This is a genomic window from Alistipes intestinihominis (genome assembly GCF_040095975.1).
In the GTDB taxonomy this organism is placed as follows: domain Bacteria; phylum Bacteroidota; class Bacteroidia; order Bacteroidales; family Rikenellaceae; genus Alistipes; species Alistipes senegalensis.
This window is the reverse complement of the sequence record NZ_JBBMFL010000003.1, coordinates 155,763-174,142: the sequence shown is the minus strand read 5'-3', so window position 1 is coordinate 174,142 and position 18,380 is coordinate 155,763. Positions and strand designations below refer to the sequence as shown.

The window sequence follows — 18,380 nt, the reverse complement described above, 5'->3', positions numbered from 1 at the left end:
GTCAGCTGCCGGCTTTTTTGCAGCGGTAGCCGCTGCGGGTGAGAATCTCGACCACGCGGTCGCGGTGGTCGCCCTGAATGATGATTTCGCCCTCCTTGGCGGCGCCTCCGACGCCGCAGCGGGTCTTCAACAGGCGCGCCAGCTCCTGCAAATCCCCGTCGCGGCCCACGAAGCCCTTGACGAGGGTCACGACCTTGCCGGCCCGCTGCTTGCGGTCGAGCCACACCCGCAGGTCCTGCCGCGCCGGGGGCAGGGTCTCCGCCTCGGGCTCTTCGGCCGTTTCGTATTTGAAGCCGGGATCGGTCGAATAGACCATCCCGAGCCGCGCTTTCCAGTCGTTGTCCGCCATAATTGTTCGAATGGTTGCAAATGAACGCCGAAAGGGACGTAATTTATTGCGCAAAATTAGCAAAATATTTATCTTTGGTGTCGCAACGACCCGTTAATTTGTCGAAAAGCTCCGCCGGACCGTGCGCAAATTCGCTTCCGCAGCGGGTCTGTATTATTTTTATATGCGTATGGCAAAAAAGTTCCGCGAAAAACTGCGCCGGCTCAACCCCTTCTCGCAGCCGATGACGCCCGAACGGCTGCCCGAGCCCCTGCCCGCCAATCCGGACCAGCGGCTGGTGAAGGTCTATGTCGAAGGCTACGAGGACGTGGCATTCTGGCGCGGGATTTTCGACCATTTCCAGAATCCCTACCTGCGGTTCGAAATCTCAGTGCCCGACCGCGGCGACCTGCCCAAAGGCAAAAAGGTGCTGATGGGGATGATCCCCCGTTCGTCGGAGGAGACGATCCTCTGCGTCGATTCCGATTTCGACTACCTCTTCGCCGACCGCACGCCCCAGTCGAAGGAGGTCAACGGCAGTCGGTTCATGTTCCACACCTACGCCTACGCCACCGAGAACTACCTCTGCTACGCCCCCTCGCTGCACAACGTCTGCGTGAAGGCCACCAAGAACGACACGCGCATCTTCGACTTCGTGAAATTCATGCGCGAATACTCGTGCACGATCTACCCGCTGTTCGTCTGGTACGCCTACTCGGCGCAGCTGGCCACGGAGAACGTCTTTCCGCTGATCGACTTCAAGCAGTCGGTGCGCATCGGCTACCTCGACATCGAGAACAACGGCGAAAAGACCCTCGAATGGCTCCGGCGCAACGTCACGAAGCGCGAGAAGCTGCTCCGCCGGCGCAATCCGCGGATGATCGAACCGATGAAGGAATTCGAGGAACAGCTCAAGGAACGCGGGCTGAAACCCGAGAACGCCTATCTGTTCATGCACGGCCATACGCTGATGGACAACGTGGTGATGATCGCCCTGAACACCGTGTGCGAGAAGCTGCGGGCGATGTCGATCGCCAAGATCACCGCATCGAAGAAGCAGGGCGTGGCGCTCAAGAACGAGATGGCGAACTACACCAATTCGCTGCGCTCGATCCGCGACGTGCTCCTGGACAACGAGAACTACACCAAATGCGCGCTCTACAAACGTCTGGAGCGCGACATCGAACGCTATATCGCCCGCACGATCTGGAACATGAAGCGCAACGGCGAGATCCGGGAAACATCGATGATCGGCATCATCCACCGCCTCCGGCAGGGGCAGGAGTAAAAAAAAGGAGTGTTTTTCTAACACTCCTTTTTCCGTACCACGCGCACGGTGGACTGCGTCGCCTGCCGCACGAAGACCTGCGGACCGCGGGCGTATCTGCGCCACAGCTCGTCGGTATAGCCGCGCACGGTCAGCAGTTCCATATTCTCGGCCTTCATCACGTCGAAGCCCGCTTCGCGCAGCGCCTCGACCGCCTCGTCGATGTGCCACGAATTATCGACGCACAGACTCAGGTTCACGGCCGAGTTGTGGATCAGGTTGGTCTTGATGCGGAACCGCTCCAGCAGCGAGAAGATCGTGGCGAACTTCTCCTCCAGCACGAACGAAAAGTCGCGCGAACGGATCGTCAGCAGCACCTGGTCCTTCTTGAGGATCAGGATGGGCACATCGACCGGGGCCGACATGCCACGGATGACCGTACCGGGCTTGCGCTTGTCGCCGAAAGGACGCACGTAGAGCGGAATGTTCTTGTTCTGAAGGGGTTTGATCGTCTTGGGGTGGATGATCTGCGCCCCGCTGTAAGCCAGCTCGATGGTGTCGAGGTAGTTCAGTTCGGTGATCTGCACGGCATCGGGGAACGCCTTCGGATCGGCGTTCATCACGCCATCCACGTCCTTCCACACCGACATCGACTCGGCGTCGAGGATGTTGGCCACCACGGCCGCCGAATAGTCCGAACCTTCGCGCCCCAGCGTGGTGGTCGTGCCGTCGGGAGCCCCGCCGATGAATCCCTGTCCGATGAAGATATTCTCGTCACACTTGCCCAGCGCGTTTTTCAGCAGCTCCGTCGAGGCTTCGAGGTTCACCCCGGCATCCTTGTGACGCTGTTCGGTGAGGAAGCAGCGGCGCATGTCGATCCAGCGGTTGGGAACCCCGGCGTAGTTGAGGTATTCGGAGATGATCGTCGTCGAAACCAGCTCGCCGTAGGCCACGATCGTGTCGTACCACAACTCGGCGTCGGCCGGTTTATAGTCGGTCTCCACGGCTATTTTTTCCAGCTCGTCGAACAGCTCATCGACCGCCGGCAGGCGTTTGGGGCCGCGCCACAGGTCGTCGATGATCTCCGCATGGTATTTGCGCAACGCCTCGACATTGTCGAGCGAAAGCTGCCGGTCCCCTTTCTGAACCCCCTCGAACACCTTTTCCAGCGCATTGGTCGTCTTGCCCATCGCCGAAACGATGATGAACAGGTTCTGTTCGTCGTCGATGATCTTGCGCAGGTTTCTCACGCCGTCGGCATTCCGCACCGACGCGCCTCCGAATTTATAGACCTTCATGTTATCTCTCGTTTTAACCTAACTAACCTTACCTTACTGTCTTACCGCTATCTACTGCCGTACTCTCGCGGCCATCGGCCGCGTATACAAATCTACCCCACCCCAAACCCCTCCCGTGGGAGGGGCTTGTCGCAACGCGACCGGGATTTCGACCGGGATTTCAACCGGATGTCCCGAAATGAAAAACCAATTTTTAATTTTTAATTCTTAATTACCTTATAGGGCACTCCGATGTTCTGGAACAGGAATGCGTACTGATCCGTCGCTTCGTCGATGCGCTTCGAGGTGGGTTTGCCGGCCCCGTGGCCCGCCTTCGACTCGATGCGGATCAGGATCGGGGCGTCGCCCGCCTGGGCGTGCTGCATCGCGGCCGCGAACTTGAACGAGTGGGCCGGCACGACGCGGTCGTCGTGGTCGGCGGTGGTCACCAGCGTCGCGGGATATTTCGTCCCCTCCTTGATGTTGTGCAGCGGGGAGTACTTATAAATATAGGAGAACTGCTCCTCGTTGTCCGACGAACCGTACTCCACGGCCCAGCCCCAGCCGATGGTGAACTTGTGGTAGCGCAGCATGTCCATCACGCCGACGGCCGGGAAGCAGACGGCGTAGAGGTCCGGACGCTGCACCTCGCAGGCGCCGACCAGCAGACCGCCGTTCGAACCGCCGCGGATCGCCAGCTTGTCCGACGAGGTGTATTTCTCGGCAATGAGGTATTCGGCCGCCGCGATGAAGTCGTCGAAGACGTTCTGCTTGTTTTCCAGCATGCCGGCCTTGTGCCACGCCTCGCCGTACTCCGAACCGCCGCGCAGGTTGGCTTCGCAGTAGACGCCGCCCTGCTCAATGAAGAGGATCGTCGTCGGGGTGAATCCGGGGGTGATGTTGATCTGGAAACCGCCGTAGGCATAGAGCAGGCAGGGATTCTTGCCGTCGCGTTTCAGCCCCTTGCGGTAGGTGATGAACATCGGGACCCGGGTGCCGTCCTTCGACGTGTAAAACACCTGCTCGGTCGTGAACTGCGAGGGATCGAATTTCACCTCCGGGGCCTTGTAGAGCGTCGATACCCCCGAGGCGATGTCGTATTTGTAGACGGTCGCGGGTGACGTGTAGTTGGTCAGCGTATAGTAGAGCTCCGTATCCTCCCTCTCGCCGCCGAAACCGCCAACCGTACCGATGGCGGGCAGCTCGACCGTGCGCACCAGCTTGCCGTCGTAGTCGTACTGACGGACCCGGTTCTGCGCATCCTGCAAGTAGTAGGCGAACAGATAGCCGCCGGCCGTGCCGACCCCTTCGAGCAGGTTTTTCCCATCTTCGGGAATCACCGTCGCAACCTTGGCGGGAGCATTCAGCTCGATGCGTTTGAGCGCGTAGTTCGAGGCGCCCTCGTTGGTGACGAAGAACAGCGCGTCGTCCTTGCAATCGACGGGCATGTAATCGGCGTCGAAGCCCGGGAGCAGCGTGCGGAATTTCGGTTCCGAGACTTTCTTATAAAGGATCTCGTTCCCCGACGTGCCCTCGGAACCCACGATGAAGAGCCACTTGCCGTCGTCGGAAGGCACGGCCGAGAAGTAGCGCAGCGGGTGCGCCTTGTCCTCGTAGACGAGTTTGTCGGCCGACTGGGGCGTACCCAGTTCGTGGTAGTAAACTTTCTGGAATTCGTTCTTGGACGAATAGGCGCTCTTTTTCGGCGCGTCGTAGGCGCTGTAATAGAATCCCTTGGAATCGGGAGCCCACCGGGCGCCCGAGAACTTCACCCACTCGATCCTGTCGGCGGCGAGCGACTTGTCGGCGGTGTCCATCACGCGGATCTCCACCCAGTCGGAACCCGACGCGGCAGCCGAATAGGCGAACCAGCGTCCGTCCTTCGAGAACGACATGGCGGCCAGCGCCACCGTTCCGTCGTCGGAGAGCGTGTTGGGGTCGAGGAACACCTCGCCCGGGGTGCCCGGCTCCTTCGTGCGCCAGATCACCGCCTGGTTCTGCAAGCCGTCGTTATAAGTATAGTACCACCAATCGCCGTGCTTCGCGGGAGCCCCCTCCTTGGGATAGTTCCACAACTCGGTCAGCCGCTCGCGGATCGCCCCGCGGAACGGAATCTGCGAGAGATAGTCCTGGGTCACGGCGTTCTCGGCGGCGACCCAGGCGGCCGTCGCCTCGGAGTTATCGTCCTCGAGCCAGCGGTAGGGATCGGGGACTTCGGTACCGAAATAGTTGTCCACCACGTCGCCGCGCTCGGTTTCGGGGTAAGGCAGGTGTTTGATCTGTTTCATGTCGCTGCAACTTGCCGCCACCGCCGCTGCACCGAGCAGGACGGCGGCTTTGTAGGAAAAACTCGTCATAATAGAACCGTTTGGGTAATGATCGGGACAAAGTTAGGAAAAATTCGATATTTTCAGTAATTTTGCCTATCGAAAACAACAGACTATGTACAACGAACTCAAAACGATAATCGAGCAGGCGTGGGAAGACCGCGCACTGCTTCAGAACCCCGCCGTGCAACAGGCCGTGCGGCAGGTCGTGGAACTGGTGGACAAGGGGCAGCTCCGCACGGCGGAGCCCGTCGCCCCGGACACGAGCGAATGGCAGGTCAACGAATGGGTCAAGAAGGCCGTGATCCTCTACTTCCCGATCCAGCCCATGCGCAAGATGGAGGCCGGGGAGCTGGAGTGGTACGACAAGATGGAGCTCAAACACGGCTACGAAGAGCTGGGCGTGCGCGTCGTGCCTCACGCCGTGGCGCGCTACGGAGCCTACATCGCCCCGGGGGCGATCCTGATGCCCTCGTACGTGAACATCGGCGCCTACGTCGATACCGGCACGATGGTGGACACGTGGGCCACGGTCGGTTCGTGCGCCCAGATCGGCAAGCACGTCCACCTCTCGGGCGGCGTGGGCATCGGCGGCGTGCTGGAACCCGTGCAGGCCGCACCGGTCATCATCGAGGACAACTGCTTCATCGGCTCGCGCTGCATCGTGGTCGAGGGGGCGCACGTCTGCCGCGAAGCCGTGCTGGGCTCGAACACCGTCATCACCGGCTCGACGCACATCATCGACGTTACGGGACCCGAACCCGTCACCTACAAAGGCTATGTGCCGCCCCGCTCGGTGGTCGTCCCGGGCAGTTACCGCAAACAGTTCCCGGCGGGCGAATACAGCGTCACCTGCGCGCTGATCATCGGACAGCGCAAGGAGTCCACCGACAAGAAAACATCGCTCAACAACGCCCTGCGCGACTTCGGCGTATCGGTATAGGCATGATCTACCGCATCGAAGAGACCACCTCCACGAACGACGACGCCCGCGACGCGAAATACCGCCACGGCGACATCGTATGGGCCGAACGGCAAACCGCCGGACGCGGCCAGCGGGGACATACGTGGACGAGCGCCGAGGGCGAGAACCTCACCTTCTCGGTGGTGCTCTGCCCCCGGTTCCTGCCCGTCGGCGAACAATTCCTGCTGTCGGAGGCCGTGGCGCTGGCGCTCACGGACACCTTCGCGCAGGCAGGCATCGAGACCCGCATCAAGTGGACCAACGATATCTACGCCGGCGACCGGAAGCTGGTCGGCATCCTGATCGAGCACAGCTACTCGGGGCCGACGCTCGACCGCACGGTCGTCGGAATCGGCATCAACGTCAACCAGACGCAATTCGACCCGGCGCTTCCGAACCCCGTGTCGATGGCCGCCGCCGCAGGACGCAGGTTCGACCGCCGCGAAGTGCTCGAAACCTTCTGCGAACGGCTCGAAGCCCGCTACGCGCAACTCGAAGAGGGCGCCGCCGAAGCCTTGCAGCGCGACTACCGCGAACGCATGTACGGACTGGGCCGGCGCCGCACGTTCCGCCTCCCCGACGGCACGCCGTTCGGGGCCGTGATCGAGGGCGTCCGCCCCTCGGGAGAACTGCTGCTGCGCCATGACGACGGCCTGCTGCGGGAATACCTGTTCAAAGAGGTGGAATTCGTGATAAATTCCTGACACAAATCCTTGCTGTTACAGAAATAACAGTTATATTTGCATCGTAAAACAGCCAATTTCAAATCAAACATTAAGAATAACATGAACGTACCTGCAAATCTGAAATACTCGAACGACCACGAGTGGTGCCGTATCGAGGGTGACACGGCCGTCATCGGCATCACCGACTTCGCGCAAAGCCAGCTGGGAGACATCGTATTCGTCGATGTCCCGACCGTGGGCGAAACGCTCGCCGCCGGCGAGGTGTTCGGCTCGATCGAGGCCGTGAAGACCGTGAGCGACGCTTTCCTGCCCGTGGGCGGCGAAATCGTGGAGTTCAACGACGCCGTGGACGCCGACCCCTCCATCGTCAACAAGGACGCCTACGGCGAAGGCTGGCTCGTCAAGGTCAAGATGTCGAACCCGGCCGACTACGACGCGCTGCTGAGCCCCGCCGACTACGAAAAGCTGATCGGCTAAAGCGCTTAAGAAGCAGGCTTTAGGAGCGACGAGCGAAACTGAATTATACTTTCGGATAGTTCACGCCCGGCAAGTTTCCCTCAAAGCCTTCGGATAAAGTCCCCTCACGAGGAGGGGATTTAGGAGGGTCAGACTTGTAAACGCGGCGGAACGCCGCGAATGGAGCCGGCCCGAGAGAACCGAAACGAACAATTAACACAAAATACTTACCGTTATGTCAAAAGTTACCGTCGTAGGCGCAGGCGCCGTGGGCGCCACCTGTGCGAACGTGATGGCTTGCCGCGAAGTGGCGAGCGAAGTGGTCCTCATCGACATCAAGGAGGGCCTCTCGGAGGGCAAGATGCTGGACATGTACCAGTGCTCGACGCTGATGGATTTCGACACGAAGCTCGTAGGAGCGACCAACGATTATAAGAAGACCGCCAATTCGGATGTCGTGGTCATCACCTCGGGCATCCCCCGCAAGCCGGGCATGACCCGCGAGGAGCTGATCGGCACCAACGCCGGCATCATGAAGGGTGTGATCGAGAACGTCATCAAATACTCGCCCCGCGCCATCATCATCGTGGTAGCCAACCCGATGGACACGCTGACCTACCTGGCCCTGAAAGCCTCGGGACTGCCGAAGAACCGCATCATCGGCATGGGCGGCGCACTCGACTCGTCGCGCTTCAAATGCTACCTGGCCAAAGCCACCGGAGCCAACATCAACAACGTTGACGGCATGGTCATCGGCGGCCACGGCGACACGACGATGATTCCCCTCGTGTCGAAAGCCACGGTCAACGGCGTTCCCGTCTCGCAGTTCGCTTCGAAGAAGAAGCTCGAAGAGGCCGTAGCCAACACGATGGTCGGCGGCGCGACCCTCACCAAACTCATCGGCACGTCGGCCTGGTATGCTCCGGGAGCCGCCGCTTCGATGATGGTCGAGGCGATCCTCCACGACCAGAAGAAGCTGGTTCCCTGCTGCTGCTACCTCGACGGCGAGTACGGCCAGAAGGACATCTGCATCGGCGTTCCGGCGATCATCGGCCGCAAGGGCATCGAGAAGATCGTGAAGATCGACCTCACGAAAGAGGAGGCCGAGAAGTTCGCCGCTTCGGCCGAGGCCGTCCGCAAGACGAACAACATCCTGCACGAGATCAAGGCGCTCTAAGCTGCCGAGAGAGGGGGGGGGCAGGCGAGCGGACAGCCGTCCTGCGAAACACGCCCGAACACCCCGTCATATCCCGCAAAAAGCCGCTCTCCGATCGGAGAGCGGCTTTTTCGTGTCCGGCGGCCGGATCAGAAACTGATTTTCGCACCGACGAACCAGCTGCGGGGCAGCGAAGGCCCGTAGACATAACCCGAATCGCGTTCGGCGCCCCGGTCGAAATCCTTCTGATAGGCGTCGAAGAGGTTCTGCACGCCTCCGTAGAGCTGGAGCGTGATCTCCTTATAGATACGCAGATCATAGGCCAGCCGCAGGTTCACGTCGCAGAACGCCGGCGTGGTGACCGCCACGTCCCGGTCCACCCCCGATCCGGCCATGTGCTGCACGAGCATCTCCCCCGTGCAGGTTCCGGTCACGTCGGCCGTGAAGCGGCGCAGCGGCTTGAACGACGCGGTGAAATAGCCGTAGAGATCGGGCGTGCGGAACATCCGGCGCACGGGCGGCACCTCCGCATCCTCGCTCCACTGCTCGGGTTCGGAGTAGCGGCTCCGCTGCCACGTCATTCCCGCCTGGAGTTCGAACCAGCGGGTGAAGGCCGCCCGGCCCTCGGCGTTCAGTCCGCGCACCGTGGCGCCCGAACCGTTGTAACGCTCCTTGATCTTGCCGCCGTCGGCCGTGTCCTCGATGTCCCGCAGGGCGAACACATCCACCAGTTTGGTATAGAACCCCTCGACGAGCAGATTGGCCTGCACGCTTCCGAACGTGTGGTAGAGATCGGCCGAAAGGCTCACGCTGTGCGAGCGCTCCTCTTTCAGATCGTCGGCGAGACGGATGCGGACCCGCTCTCCGCCCACGATGGCGATGTGCATGTCCTCGTCGAAAGCCTGCGGAGCGCGGTAGCCTCCGGCGTAGCTCACCCGCAGGTTCACCGACTCCGAGGGGTTGAAACGAATGTTGGCCCGGGGGCTGAAGATCGCGTGATCCACGAGGTTGTGCTTGTCTACGCGGCCGCCGACCAGCAGCGACCATTTTTTGGTCTTCCACTCGTTCTGCAAGTATCCGCCCACGATATGCACCGTCTGGTCGGTGTCGATGTCGTAGCCGATCGAGCGGTCTTCGAGTTCGTCGAAGCTGTATTCGGCGCCCAAGGTCAGCTCCGAAGGCATGAACAGCAGCTTGCGGAAAGCATGGACATACTGCATCCCGGCCGCCGCGGTCAGGTCGTGCGTCGTGCCGTAGGCGTCGGGGTCCTGATGACCGCCGTAGTAGCTCTTGCGCGCGGTGTTCTGGAACGAGGCGTAGGCATTGAACCGGTTGCTGCGGTCGGCCGACGAAAGGTCGAACGAAAGGCTTCCGCCGTCAATCGCATGGTCGGTCTGCTCGGCGACGAAGGCTTCGTGCGGAGGCAGGTCCAGCAGGTCGCCGCCCCGGCGGTATTCGTCGATGTGGTGATACTGCGCCGTGATGCGCGAATAAGCCCCCGTGCGGAAAAACGAGCGCATGCCGACCGACTGGCTGTTGATGACGGGCAGTTCGGTGAAACCGTCGCCGTCGTGGTCGTAGCCCGAGCGGTGGCGGCTCTGACCGAAGACGCTGATGCCCGCACGGCCGCTCTCGGAGACGATCGAGGCGTTGAGCATCGTCGCATTGTCATAGGAGTTGCTGCCGCCGAGCGAAGTCAGCGTGTGCGACAGCTGGGCCGAACTGCGCGACGGTTCCCGGGTGATGATGTTGATCGTGCCGCCGATGGCCGACGAACCGAAGAGCGCCGAACCGCCGCCGCGCAGCACCTCGACCCGCTCGATCATGTTGGCCGGAATCTGCTCCAGCCCGTAGACACCCGTCAGGGCCGAAAAGACAGGATGCGAATCGACCAGAATCTGCGAATAGTGGCCGTCGAGGCCGTTGATGCGCACCTGCATGAAGCCGCAGTTCTGGCAGTCGTCCTCGACCCGCACGCCGGGCTGGAACGAAAGGCCCTGCGCCAGACACGCGGCATTGGTCCGCTCGAACAACTTGGCATCGAGCACGCTCACCAGCGCCGGAGCCTCGCGCCGCAGCGTCGCCGAACGGCTCGCCGACACGACCACCTCGTCCATCGAGATGCCGTTCTGCGCCACCTCGAAATTCAGTTCCAGCGTCTCGCCGCGCTTCAGCGCGACGGAGGTCCTTTTCGGGGCGTAGCCCAGGGCGCGGACTTCGAGCGTCAGCTCCCCTTCGGGGAGGTTTTTCAGAAAATAGTGCCCCGAAGCGTCGGTCGTCGTACCGAAGGCCGTGCCGACGACGGCTATCGAGGCATAGGGAATGTGTTCGTGGGTTTCACGGTCCACCACGTGACCGTAAAGGTTGGCATCCGTGCCTTTGCGCGGGGCCTCGGCGCCCAGCACGCCGGAAACAGTCAGGCACACGACGAGGAGTACCGACAGGATATGTCGTTTCATAGTAAAATAAAATTGAGAGTGGGGCCCGGAAAACTCCGGACAAATCAGAAAGGAGGCGAAACGAGATTACGCCGCAGGAGGCGCCCGCAGGGAGAAGAACGAAATCTCAGGCGCACACTTGCAGCGCGTGGCCTCGGGCAGCAGCACGGCGAGCACCTCGGCGTAGAACTGATGCGCATAAGGGATTTCGAGCAGATAGGGGAAGAAATGGAAATCATCGACGATACAGAACTCGACGATCTGCTGCTCGGCGCCGTTGTCGGGCACCAGGTCGCCGCTGAACGCCGCGAAGTGGGCCGGGTCCTCGTTATAGATATGCACCTTCTGTCCCGCATAGGCCGCGAGCAGGACCGACAGCAAGAAAGCCGCACAGCATTGTCTGAATCTGAGGTGCATCTTCATCGGACACAAAGGTATAACAAAAAAAGGGCCGCGACAAGCGGCCCCTGCAAAAATACCTAAACATTAGTAGGTTGTATGTCTGTCCGGTCGCCCGCTGCGGGAGACGGACCGTGCGCCCCTCCCGGAAGCCGGGCGCCTCAGATGCTGATGTCGAGGATCTCGAAATGGATCGTGCCGGCAGGTACGTCCACATCCACGCAGTCGCCCTTCTTGCGGCCCAGCAGCGCCTTGGCGATCGGCGTGCCGATGGCCAGCTTCCCTTCGCGCAGGTTGGCCTCGTGCTCGGCGACGATCGTATAGGTCATCTGCTTGTGGGTGTTGTGATTCAGGAGCGTCACCTTGCTCAGAATCTGCACCTTGCTCTTGTCGATCTTCGATTCGTCGATCACGCGCGCATTGGCGATCGTATCTTCCAGCTTGGCGATACGCATCTCCATCAGACCCTGCGCCTCACGGGCAGCGTCGTACTCCGCGTTCTCCGAAAGGTCGCCCTTGTCGCGCGCTTCGGCGATCGCCGCCGAAATCGCCGGACGCTCGACGGAACGCAGGTGATCGAGCTCCTCCTTGAGTTTTTTATAACCCTCCGCTGTCAGATAAATAATCTCTTTTGCCATACCTAAAAAAACATAAAAAATAAAGAATCCTGACCCGTAAAGGTCAGAACCCCGTTGCGTTGCTCAGACAAAGATAGAAAGTAAATTCCATATTTCCAAATCTTTTTCGCGCTCCGTGGCACGGATCGTGCCCGCGAACGGGGTTATGCACACCCTCCTCACGATCCATCTGTTATGGACGCTCGGCGCGGGTCTCGTCATCACGCGCCGGCAGCGGATACCCGCTTCGGCGGCCGTGTGGCTGGCTCTGGTTCTCCTGCTCCCGGTGGCCGGCACGCTGCTGTACGTACTGACGGGATACCGCCGTCCCGCACCCCCGGCCGAAGAGGCCGTCCACAGGGGCGACGCCGTGGAGCAGATCGTCGCCCGGGGCTGCGGCACCTCCCCCACGCGGCACAACCGCATCGAACTGCTCCACAACGGCAACAACGCCTTCGCATCGCTCATCGCCGCCCTGCAACACGCCGCCCGCTCGATCCACATGGAATACTACATCATCCGCGACGACCGCATCGGCCGCACCATCGCCGAAATCCTGATCCGCAAGGCCCGCGCCGGGCTGGAGGTGCGGGTCATCTACGACGCCGTGGGTTCGTGGCGGCTGAGCCGCGCAATGCTGCGGCGCATGCACGAGGCGGGGGTCCGCACGGCCGCCTTCGAACCGGTCCGCTTCCCGTGGTTCACCCCGCGCGCCGCGCGCCGCAACCACCGCAAAATAGTCGTTACGGACGGAAAGACCGCCTATCTGGGTGGCATAAATATTGCGAAATACTACCTCGACGGAGATTGCATGGGCAAGTGGCGCGACGAGCACCTTCGCATCGAAGGCGACGCCGTCGCGGACCTCCAGCGACTCTTCATCGCCGATTGGGCGCGGGCCGCCCGGGAGCGTCTCGACCCGCGCGGATACATCGCCCCTCACCGCATCCGGCAGCGGCTGCCGATCCAGCTGGCATGGTCCGAAGAGGGCCCTTCGCGGCTGACCATCGCCGAGGCGTTCGCGGCGGCCATCGTCCGGGCCCGGAAGCGGGTGCGCATCTGTTCGCCCTACTTCCTGCCCCCGGTGATGATCCTCGACGCCCTGCGGCTGGCGGTCCGGAGCGGCATCCGGGTCGAGGTGATGATCCCGGCGTGCAGCGACTCCCCGTTCTCGGACCTCGTGTCCGACTCCTACGTCGGGGACCTGCTCGACGCCGGGGTCGAACTCTACCGCTACGACAACGGATTCCTGCACGCCAAACTGGTGATCGTCGATGAAGAGCTGGCCTCGGTGGGCACCGCGAACATGGACTACCGCAGTCTGACGGACAACCTCGAAGTCACGGCCTTCATCCGCGGCCGGGAGGCGGTCCGCGAACTGGCGGCGAACTTCGGCGAGGACCTCGCCTCCTGCCGGCGCATCACGCGCCGGGAGTGGCGGCCCCCGCTGTGGCGCCGGACGCTGGGCGACGTGCTGCGGCTCGTGTCACCCCTGATGTGATCCCGTCCTAAACATATATGCACCATGAAACACCTTGTCTTCACCCTCCTCGCCGCGCTCCTCGTTTCGGGCGCGGCCTCCGCCCAACGCCTGATGGTCGGCGTGCGCGGCGGCGTCAATTTCACCGACTACTCGTTCGTCCCGACACGCATCGGCGACATCCGGTTCTCGCCGGGCTCCCCGCGGGCAGGCTACGACGTGGGCTTCGTCCTGCGCCTCAACCTCTCGAAGCACCTCCATCTGCAATCGGAACTGGACTACGCCTTCGTCAACTACTCCGTCCGTGCCGGAGATGCCGGAAACCGCCGCCTGACGCTGCGCACCGAGCGGTTCGAGATTCCCGTCCAGCTGGGCTTCCAGTTCGGCGTGCTGCGGCTGTTCGGAGGCGCGCTGTTCCGCGTCACGGATTCCGAGCGCAGCAGCGCCCCGCAGCTGCTCCGGGTCCGGTTCAACAACGGCGACATCGGGGTCATGGGCGGCCTGGGCTTCAACGTCCGCAAATTCTTCATCGACTTCCGCATCTCGGGCTATCCGCGCTCGCGGGTGTGGCACGACTTCACGTCGGACGGCGTATCGCGCCGTGTCAAAGTGCCCCACGACATCGTCTACGGCGGTTCCGTCGGTTTCTTTTTCTGAAAATCCCGGTCCTGATCCCCCGCCCCGGCGGGGGCTTTCGCATCCGCCGGAATAAAAAACGGCGATCCATCCCTCTTTGCAGCTTCCGCGTGCAATATTTTTTTTTGCAAATCGTTAATTTATGCGTAACTTTGTGCGATAAAGCGCCGTAATAGATTCATAAATGAAGCAGACTTTTTTATACGCCCTTTGCGGACTGGCGGCCGCGGCTATCCTCGGAGGGTGTTCTGGCATGAACGCCCTGCTGAAAAGCGGAAAACCCGAACTGATTTACAGCAAGGCGATGGAGTACTACCAGAAGGAGAAGTGGCAGCGCGCCTCGACGCTCTTCGAAGGAGCCCAGTACTACTACACCGGCACCCCGACCGAAGACAGCATCTCGTTCTTCAACGCCCGCTGCAAATTCAAGAACCGCGATTACGACACGGCATCGACCCTGCTGGACGACTTCCGGCGCAAATTCGGCCGCAGCGCCTTCATCGAGGACGCCGAAGGCATGTACGCGCTCTGCTTCTACTACCTCTCGCCGGGACCCTCGCGCGACCAGACGATGACCGGCCAGGCGCTGATCGCCATCAACGAATTCATGTCGCGCTATCCGAAGAGCGACCGGATCGAGGATTTCAAGAAGATCAACGCGGAGCTCACCGAACGGCTCCACGACAAAGCCTACATCAACGCCTATACCTATTATAAGATCGGCCGCTACAAATCGGCGATCGTGGCGCTGAAAAACGCCCTGAAACAATATCCCGAAAGCAAGCACCGCGAGGAGATCATGTACCTGATCGTCGATGCCGGCTACCGCTTCGCCAGCAACTCGGTCCAGGACAAGCAGACGGACCGCTATCTGACGATGCTCGACTCCTACCTCTCGTTCAAGGAGGAGTTCCCCGAATCGAAGCACATCAAGGAGCTCGACCGCATGGCCAAGAGCGCCCGCGACTACCTCGACCGCAACAACAACAAGGACAACAATATATAAGAATGGAAATCAAGAAGAACATTCCCAACAACACCATCACGCGCAAGCTGGTGGATCTGGACTCGGAAACGGGCAACATCTACGAGAGCGTCAACATCATCGCCCGCCGCGCCAACCAGATCGCAACCGAACTCAAAACCGAGCTCAACCGCAAACTCGCCGATTTCTCGTCGCCCACCGACACTATGGAGGAGACCTTCGAGAACCGCGAGCAGATCGAGATCTCGCGTTACTACGAGCGCCTGCCCAAACCGGTGATCATCGCCACCGAGGAGTTCATCGACCACGAACTGGTCTTCAAGGAGGGCAAGGACGGCGAGATGAAGGTGATCTAATCCGCGCAGGGAGATGGCATCCGAAGGCGTTGCGAATCCCCCGCTGGCGGGACGGCACATACTGCTGGGCATCACGGGCAGCATAGCGGCCTACAAGGCTGCCGTGCTTTGTCGTTTATTGAAGACGGCAGGCGCCGACGTGCGCGTGGTAATGACGCCGCTGGCCAAGCAGTTCATCACGCCGCTGACGATGGCCACGCTCTCGAAAAATCCCATTCTGGTCGAATTCTTCGATCCGGAAAACGGCGCGTGGAACTCCCACGTGTCGCTGGGCGAATGGGCGGACTGCTACCTGATCGCCCCCGCCACGGCCAACACGCTGGCCAAGATGGCCGGCGGCATCGCCGACAATCTGCTGCTGACGACCTACCTCTCGGCACGCTGCCCGGTCGTCGCGGCTCCCGCCATGGACCTGGACATGTACGCCCACGCAGCCACGCAGCAGAACCTGCGGACACTCGCCGAACGCGGCGTCCGCATCGTCGAGCCCGGCGAAGGCGAACTGGCCAGCGGACTGACCGGCAAGGGCCGCATGGCCGAACCCGAAGCGATCGCCGCATTCGTCGGCGACCTTCTCCGCGAAAAAAAAAAGAGTCTGCAAGGTAAACGGCTGATCGTCACGGCAGGAGCCACGATCGAAGCCATCGACCCCGTGCGGTTCATCTCGAACCACTCCTCGGGGAAGATGGGTTACGCCATTGCCGGGGAGCTGGCCGGCAGGGGCGCCGAGGTGACGCTCGTCACGGGCCGCACGGCGTTGCCGACGCCCGCAGGCGTCGAGCGGGTGGACGTGCTCTCGGCCGCCGAGATGTACGACGCCGCGGTCCGGACCTTCGAGAAGGCCGACGGTGCGGTGATGTGCGCCGCCGTGGCCGACTACACCCCCGACAGCGTTTCGGAAACCAAGATCAAGAAAGGCGACGGCGACATGTACATCGCCCTGCGCCGGACGCGCGACATCGCCGCCGAACTGGGGGCGCACAAGGGCGGCCGCCTGCTGGTGGGATTCGCTCTGGAGACCCACAACGAGGAGGCGCACGCCGAAGCCAAACTCACGAAGAAGAATTTCGACTTCATCGTGCTCAACTCGCTGCGCGACGCCGGAGCCGGATTCCGCGGCGACACCAACAAGGTGACCTTCATCGACCGTGCGGGACGCGAAGAGCTGCCCCTGATGGCGAAGCGCGAGGTCGCCGCACGCATTGCCGACAAAATCGAAAAATTTTTCGCCCGATGAATGCCTTCCGCAACGGAAGGCCGGGGCTTTTAATTTTTAATTCTTAATTTTTAATTTCGCATGCTACGCCGTCTGTCGGTCGAAAATTACGCGCTTATCGACAAGCTCGAAATGGAGCTGGACCCCCGTCTGAACATCATCACGGGTGAGACGGGCGCCGGAAAATCCATCCTGCTCGGAGCTCTCGGGCTGCTGCTGGGGGCCAAGAACGACGGTTCGGCGATGAAGGACGCGGCGCGCAACTGCACGGTCGAGGGGATTTTCAACCTCACGGGGCGCGACCTGGAGGCGTTCTTCGACGAAAACGACCTCGACTACGCTCCCGAAACGACCCTGACGCGCATCATCACCCCGACGGGCAAGAGCCGCGCTTTCATCAACGACGTGCCGGTGCAGCTGGCGCAGTTGCGCGAACTGGGGAGCCGCCTGATCGACATCCATTCCCAGCACCAGAACCTGATCCTCTCGTCGGAGGAGTTCCGCACCTCGGCGCTCGACACCGTGGCCGCGAACCGGGAGCTGCTGGCCCAATACACCGCGCAGTACGCCCGGACATCCGAACTGCGGCGCCGGCTGGCCGCCCTGCGCGAAGCCGCCGAGAAGGGCCGCCGGGACGAGGAGTGGCTCCGGTTCCAGACCGAGGAGCTGACGGCCGCCAACCTGCGCGCCGGCGAACAGGCCGAACTGGAAGAGGAGCTGACGGTGCTCGAAAATGCCGACCGCATCGGCGAGGCGCTGACCACGCTGCGCAACACCTTCGACACCGACGAAACGGGGGTGCTGGCGCAGCTCAAAAACTCGGAAAACGAACTCAACCATATCCGCGGCCACTACCCCACCGCCGGGGAATACGCCGACCGTCTGCGGTCTGTGCTCGAAGAGCTGAAAGACATCAACAATTCGGCCGCTGCGGCCGCAGAACGGCTCGACGCCGATCCGGAGCGGCTGGCGAAACGCTCGGCTCGCCTCGACGCGCTGATCGCGCTCCAACAGAAACACCACGTCGCGGACGAAGCCGGACTGATCGACCTGCGCGACCGCTGTGCGGCCCAACTGGCGGCCATCGTCCACAGCGGCGAGGAGATCGCCGAGGCGAAGTCCGCCCTCGGAGAAGCTGCCGCCAAGCTCCTCGCCTTGGCCGACCGCCTGCACAAGACGCGCGAAAAGGCGGCTGCGGGATTCGAAAAACACATCCTCTCGACCCTCGCCAAACTGGGCATGCCCGACACCCTCTTCCGCATCGCGCTGACGCCGCTGGCCGAACCGGGCCGCACGGGGTGCGACAGCGTGCAGTTCCTCTTCACAGCCAACCGGAACATGACGCCCCAGCCCGTCGAACGCATCGCCTCGGGCGGTGAGCTTTCGCGCGTAATGCTGGCTCTGAAAGCCCTGCTGGCCGAGCGGATGCAGCTGCCGACGATCATCTTCGACGAGATCGACACGGGCGTCTCGGGCCGCATCGCCGACGTCATGGGCGAAATCATCGAGTCGCTCGCGGCGTCGATGCAGGTGGTGGACATCACCCACCTGCCGCAGGTCGCCTCGAAGGGCTCGGCGCATTTCGTGGTCTACAAGCGCAACGGGCGCACGGAGATCACCCGCCTCGGCGACGACGAACGCGTGACCGAAATCGCCAAGATGCTCTCCGGCTCGGAGATCACCGACGCCGCCGTAGCCCAGGCCCGCATCCTGCTGGGCAAATAACCGCCCCGAACCGATTTTACACAAGACGGAACGACCCGGAATCGCTCCGCCCGCTACGATAACCCCG

17 protein-coding genes are annotated in these 18,380 nt (G+C 61.8%); 11 read left to right on the top strand and 6 right to left on the bottom strand.

Annotated features, from left to right (window positions below; translation table 11 throughout):
- Window position 1 precedes the first annotated feature (1 nt).
- Window positions 2-349 carry a translation initiation factor gene (locus WMO46_RS03830; protein WP_129651556.1) on the bottom strand — a complete coding sequence of 116 codons (348 nt, stop codon included), beginning with the start codon at window positions 347-349 and terminating at the stop codon, window positions 2-4.
- Between the two features lie 169 nt (window positions 350-518).
- On the opposite strand from WMO46_RS03830, the gene WMO46_RS03825 reads away from it, so the two are divergent.
- Window positions 519-1,616 carry a DUF4435 domain-containing protein gene (locus tag WMO46_RS03825; RefSeq protein WP_349093844.1) on the top strand — a complete coding sequence of 366 codons (1,098 nt, stop codon included), beginning with the start codon at window positions 519-521 and terminating at the stop codon, window positions 1,614-1,616.
- 17 nt (window positions 1,617-1,633) lie between these two features.
- On the opposite strand, the gene WMO46_RS03820 is transcribed toward WMO46_RS03825, so the two are convergent.
- Window positions 1,634-2,893 carry an aspartate kinase gene (locus tag WMO46_RS03820; RefSeq protein WP_349093843.1) on the bottom strand — a complete coding sequence of 420 codons (1,260 nt, stop codon included), beginning with the start codon at window positions 2,891-2,893 and terminating at the stop codon, window positions 1,634-1,636.
- A gap of 200 nt (window positions 2,894-3,093) precedes the next feature.
- Window positions 3,094-5,229 (bottom strand): prolyl oligopeptidase family serine peptidase, encoded by a 2,136-nt coding sequence (locus tag WMO46_RS03815; RefSeq protein WP_349093842.1) that lies wholly within the window; start codon window positions 5,227-5,229, stop codon window positions 3,094-3,096.
- 85 nt (window positions 5,230-5,314) lie between these two features.
- On the opposite strand from WMO46_RS03815, the gene WMO46_RS03810 reads away from it, so the two are divergent.
- The 4 genes from WMO46_RS03810 to mdh all read left to right on the top strand — a co-directional run bounded on the left by WMO46_RS03810 (window position 5,315) and on the right by mdh (window position 8,482).
- Window positions 5,315-6,142, top strand: coding sequence for a 2,3,4,5-tetrahydropyridine-2,6-dicarboxylate N-succinyltransferase (locus WMO46_RS03810; RefSeq protein WP_349093841.1), 828 nt, complete (start codon window positions 5,315-5,317; stop codon window positions 6,140-6,142).
- 2 nt (window positions 6,143-6,144) lie between these two features.
- A complete protein-coding gene (locus WMO46_RS03805) occupies window positions 6,145-6,867 on the top strand; it encodes a biotin--[acetyl-CoA-carboxylase] ligase (RefSeq protein WP_349093840.1) in 723 nt (240 codons plus the stop codon).
- An 81-nt stretch (window positions 6,868-6,948) separates the two neighbouring features.
- Window positions 6,949-7,326, top strand: coding sequence for a glycine cleavage system protein GcvH (gcvH, locus tag WMO46_RS03800; protein WP_019151429.1), 378 nt, complete (start codon window positions 6,949-6,951; stop codon window positions 7,324-7,326).
- A gap of 214 nt (window positions 7,327-7,540) precedes the next feature.
- Entirely contained in the window at window positions 7,541-8,482 is a 942-nt protein-coding gene (mdh, locus tag WMO46_RS03795) for a malate dehydrogenase (RefSeq protein ID WP_026076674.1), read from the top strand.
- Window positions 8,483-8,610: 128 nt separating this feature from the next.
- Here mdh and WMO46_RS03790 read toward each other — a convergent pair whose 3' ends face one another.
- The 3 genes from WMO46_RS03790 to greA all read right to left on the bottom strand — a co-directional run bounded on the left by WMO46_RS03790 (window position 8,611) and on the right by greA (window position 11,936).
- Window positions 8,611-10,920: a TonB-dependent receptor gene (locus WMO46_RS03790; protein WP_276760100.1), complete on the bottom strand. Its 2,310-nt coding sequence runs from the start codon at window positions 10,918-10,920 to the stop codon at window positions 8,611-8,613.
- Window positions 10,921-10,986: 66 nt separating this feature from the next.
- The gene (locus WMO46_RS03785) at window positions 10,987-11,322 is read right to left on the bottom strand and encodes a hypothetical protein (protein WP_349093839.1); all 336 of its coding nucleotides are present in this window, start codon (window positions 11,320-11,322) and stop codon (window positions 10,987-10,989) included.
- A 137-nt stretch (window positions 11,323-11,459) separates the two neighbouring features.
- Window positions 11,460-11,936 (bottom strand): transcription elongation factor GreA, encoded by a 477-nt coding sequence (gene greA, locus WMO46_RS03780; protein WP_019151433.1) that lies wholly within the window; start codon window positions 11,934-11,936, stop codon window positions 11,460-11,462.
- Between the two features lie 115 nt (window positions 11,937-12,051).
- Here greA and cls point away from each other — a divergent pair, with 115 nt between their 5' ends.
- The 6 genes from cls (at window position 12,052) to recN (ending at window position 18,313) form a co-directional block, all read left to right on the top strand.
- On the top strand, window positions 12,052-13,416 hold the full coding sequence (gene cls / locus WMO46_RS03775; RefSeq protein WP_349093838.1) for a cardiolipin synthase: 1,365 nt from the start codon (window positions 12,052-12,054) through the stop codon (window positions 13,414-13,416).
- Window positions 13,417-13,440: 24 nt separating this feature from the next.
- Entirely contained in the window at window positions 13,441-14,052 is a 612-nt protein-coding gene (locus WMO46_RS03770) for an outer membrane beta-barrel protein (protein ID WP_019151435.1), read from the top strand.
- A gap of 163 nt (window positions 14,053-14,215) precedes the next feature.
- A complete protein-coding gene (locus WMO46_RS03765; protein ID WP_026076676.1) occupies window positions 14,216-15,037 on the top strand; it encodes an outer membrane protein assembly factor BamD in 822 nt (273 codons plus the stop codon).
- A gap of 2 nt (window positions 15,038-15,039) precedes the next feature.
- Entirely contained in the window at window positions 15,040-15,372 is a 333-nt protein-coding gene (locus WMO46_RS03760) for a DNA-directed RNA polymerase subunit omega (RefSeq protein WP_019151437.1), read from the top strand.
- A gap of 13 nt (window positions 15,373-15,385) precedes the next feature.
- The gene (coaBC, locus tag WMO46_RS03755) at window positions 15,386-16,609 is read left to right on the top strand and encodes a bifunctional phosphopantothenoylcysteine decarboxylase/phosphopantothenate--cysteine ligase CoaBC (RefSeq protein WP_129651549.1); all 1,224 of its coding nucleotides are present in this window, start codon (window positions 15,386-15,388) and stop codon (window positions 16,607-16,609) included.
- Window positions 16,610-16,669: 60 nt separating this feature from the next.
- A complete protein-coding gene (gene recN, locus WMO46_RS03750) occupies window positions 16,670-18,313 on the top strand; it encodes a DNA repair protein RecN (protein WP_349093837.1) in 1,644 nt (547 codons plus the stop codon).
- The last annotated feature ends 67 nt before the right edge of the window (window positions 18,314-18,380 follow it).

Coding starts and splice junctions, on each gene's coding strand:
- coaBC (WP_129651549.1), top strand. CDS start 15,386: ATGGCATCCGAAGGCGTTGCGAATCCCCCGCTGGCGGGACGGCACATA.
- WMO46_RS03810 (WP_349093841.1), top strand. CDS start 5,315: ATGTACAACGAACTCAAAACGATAATCGAGCAGGCGTGGGAAGACCGC.
- WMO46_RS03770 (WP_019151435.1), top strand. CDS start 13,441: ATGAAACACCTTGTCTTCACCCTCCTCGCCGCGCTCCTCGTTTCGGGC.
- WMO46_RS03760 (WP_019151437.1), top strand. CDS start 15,040: ATGGAAATCAAGAAGAACATTCCCAACAACACCATCACGCGCAAGCTG.
- WMO46_RS03790 (WP_276760100.1), bottom strand. CDS start 10,920: ATGAAACGACATATCCTGTCGGTACTCCTCGTCGTGTGCCTGACTGTT.
- WMO46_RS03785 (WP_349093839.1), bottom strand. CDS start 11,322: ATGAAGATGCACCTCAGATTCAGACAATGCTGTGCGGCTTTCTTGCTG.
- WMO46_RS03825 (WP_349093844.1), top strand. CDS start 519: ATGGCAAAAAAGTTCCGCGAAAAACTGCGCCGGCTCAACCCCTTCTCG.
- greA (WP_019151433.1), bottom strand. CDS start 11,936: ATGGCAAAAGAGATTATTTATCTGACAGCGGAGGGTTATAAAAAACTC.
- recN (WP_349093837.1), top strand. CDS start 16,670: ATGCTACGCCGTCTGTCGGTCGAAAATTACGCGCTTATCGACAAGCTC.
- WMO46_RS03830 (WP_129651556.1), bottom strand. CDS start 349: ATGGCGGACAACGACTGGAAAGCGCGGCTCGGGATGGTCTATTCGACC.
- mdh (WP_026076674.1), top strand. CDS start 7,541: ATGTCAAAAGTTACCGTCGTAGGCGCAGGCGCCGTGGGCGCCACCTGT.
- WMO46_RS03805 (WP_349093840.1), top strand. CDS start 6,145: ATGATCTACCGCATCGAAGAGACCACCTCCACGAACGACGACGCCCGC.
- WMO46_RS03820 (WP_349093843.1), bottom strand. CDS start 2,893: ATGAAGGTCTATAAATTCGGAGGCGCGTCGGTGCGGAATGCCGACGGC.
- WMO46_RS03815 (WP_349093842.1), bottom strand. CDS start 5,229: ATGACGAGTTTTTCCTACAAAGCCGCCGTCCTGCTCGGTGCAGCGGCG.
- gcvH (WP_019151429.1), top strand. CDS start 6,949: ATGAACGTACCTGCAAATCTGAAATACTCGAACGACCACGAGTGGTGC.
- WMO46_RS03765 (WP_026076676.1), top strand. CDS start 14,216: ATGAAGCAGACTTTTTTATACGCCCTTTGCGGACTGGCGGCCGCGGCT.